This window comes from Polaribacter sp. (assembly GCF_965656025.1).
Lineage (GTDB): Bacteria > Bacteroidota > Bacteroidia > Flavobacteriales > Flavobacteriaceae > Polaribacter.
Window position 1 is genome coordinate 14,407 of record NZ_CBFHJT010000046.1, and the last position, 2,286, is coordinate 16,692.

Consider the following 2,286-nt stretch of genomic DNA (forward strand, 5'->3'; position numbering starts at 1 on the left):
TTTAATTTAGGTGCAAGAATAAATTATTACAGTCAACTAAATCAATTTAGAATAGAACCAAGAATTGTTGTTTTTAAAAATATAACAGATTATTTAAAATTACAATTAACAGCAGATGTAAGAAATCAAACTGTAAACCAAATTGACGAAACTTTAGTAAGTAATTTGTCTTTAGAAAACAAGCTTTGGAGATTATCTAATAATACAAATGCACCCATTATTAATAGCAATCAACTATCATTTGGAGTTATTTATAAAAAAAATGGATGGACATTAGACTTTGATACATATAGCAAACGAACCTCTAATATATCTGCTTTATCTTTAGGTTTTTTAACTAATAACTTTACTAGTTTTCTTTTAGGAAACCAAAAAGCTTATGGAGTTGATTTTTATTTAAAAAAGAACTTTAAGCATATAAAAACGTGGTTAAGTTATTCTTTTTCAGATATAAATAACAAGTTTAGTAATTTAAACAACAATGAGTATTTTACTGCTAATAACCAAATTAAACACTTTGTTTCTTATTCTGTTGCCTATAAAACAGAAAAAGTACAGGTAGCATTAGGTTGGAAATGGCATTCTGGGAAACCATATACCTTAATAAAAGAAAACGACTCTAATAATTCATTTACTTTTGATAGTGTAAATACTGGAACGCTGCCAAATTATAATCGTCTGGATTTTTCTTCTGTGTATAATTTTTCTTTTTCAGACAAGAGTCGATTAAAAGGAAAAATAGGTTTTTCAATCAGAAATTTATTAGATCAAAAAAACACAATTAGTGAAGATTATTCAGGTAATAATATACCTAATGAACCATTATTAAGTATCACAAAATTTTCTTTAAGAAGAACAACCAATTTTGTTTTTAGGATTGAATTGTAACTTAATACTCAAAAACACCAAACTCACTTTTAATTGTCAGTTTCTTTTTTTCGGAAACTTCTACCCTACCTATAATTTGTGCATTTACATCATACGATTTTGAAATAGCAATAATTTCTTCTGCAACTTCTGGAGATACATATAACTCCATTCTATGACCACAATTAAATACTTGATACATTTCTTTCCAATCGGTTTTAGATTGTTCTTGTATCAATTTAAATAATGGTGGAATTGTAAACATATTATCTTTAACAATATGTAATTGATCAACAAAATGTAAAATTTTAGTTTGTGCACCTCCAGAACAATGTATCATTCCGTGTACAGATTCTGAATCGAATTTTGATAAAATTTCTTTAATTATTGGTGCATAGGTTCTTGTTGGAGACAACACTAATTTACCAGCGTCAATTGGTGCATTTTCAACCTCATCTGTCAACTTTGTTTTTCCAGAATATACCAAATCAGCAGGAACAGCTGCATCAAAACTTTCTGGATATTTTTCTGCTAAATAGTTATCAAAAACATCGTGTCTTGCAGAAGTTAATCCATTAGACCCCATACCTCCATTGTATTCGGTTTCGTAAGTTGCTTGCCCAAAAGATTCCAAACCTACAATTACATCTCCTGGTTTAATATTAGCATTATCAATTACATCAGAGCGTTTCATACGTGCAGTCACTGTAGAATCCACAATAATTGTTCTTACTAAATCACCTACATCTGCAGTTTCACCTCCAGTAGAATGTATAGTAACACCGAATTTTTTTAAATCTTCGATTAATTCTTCTGTACCATTTATAATTGCTGATAAAACTTCTCCTGGAATTTTACTTTTGTTACGACCAATGGTAGAAGATAACATAATATTGTCAGTTGCACCCACACACAATAAATCGTCAATATTCATAATTAAAGCATCTTGTGCAATGCCTTTCCACACAGAAACATCTCCAGTTTCTTTCCAGTACATGTATGCTAAAGAAGATTTTGTACCTGCTCCATCTGCATGCATTATTAAACAATAATCATCATCATTGGTTAAATAATCTGGTACAATTTTACAGAATGCTTTCGGAAATAAACCTTTGTCTATATTTTTAATGGCATTGTGCACATCTTCTTTAGAGGCAGAAACACCTCTTTGCGCATATCTTTTAGAAACTTCTTGACTCATATTATTGTGTTGTGAATTGCAAATTTAGGCTTTTACAAAAAAAATCCTACAGATTTGTAGGATGTTTTTATATTATCTTGTAAACAATAATTCTCTGTACTTTGTTAAGGGCCATAAATTATCATCTACCATAGTTTCTAATTTGTCGCAATGAAAACGAATTTTCTCAAAGTAGGGTTTAATTTTATCACAATATGCATCTGCTTTTTCTAACACTT

General features: G+C 29.4%; 1 protein-coding gene and 1 pseudogene. One reads left to right on the plus strand and one right to left on the minus strand.

Annotated features, from left to right (window positions below; all coding sequences use genetic code 11):
- A pseudogene (locus ACTG3S_RS09645) lies at window positions 1–888 on the plus strand (hypothetical protein); the annotation flags it as partial.
- A 1-nt stretch (window position 889) separates the two neighbouring features.
- On the opposite strand, the gene ACTG3S_RS09650 reads toward ACTG3S_RS09645, so the two are convergent.
- Entirely contained in the window at window positions 890–2,068 is a 1,179-nt protein-coding gene (locus ACTG3S_RS09650; protein ID WP_439129153.1) for an AIR synthase related protein, read from the minus strand.
- Window positions 2,069–2,286 lie beyond the last annotated feature (218 nt).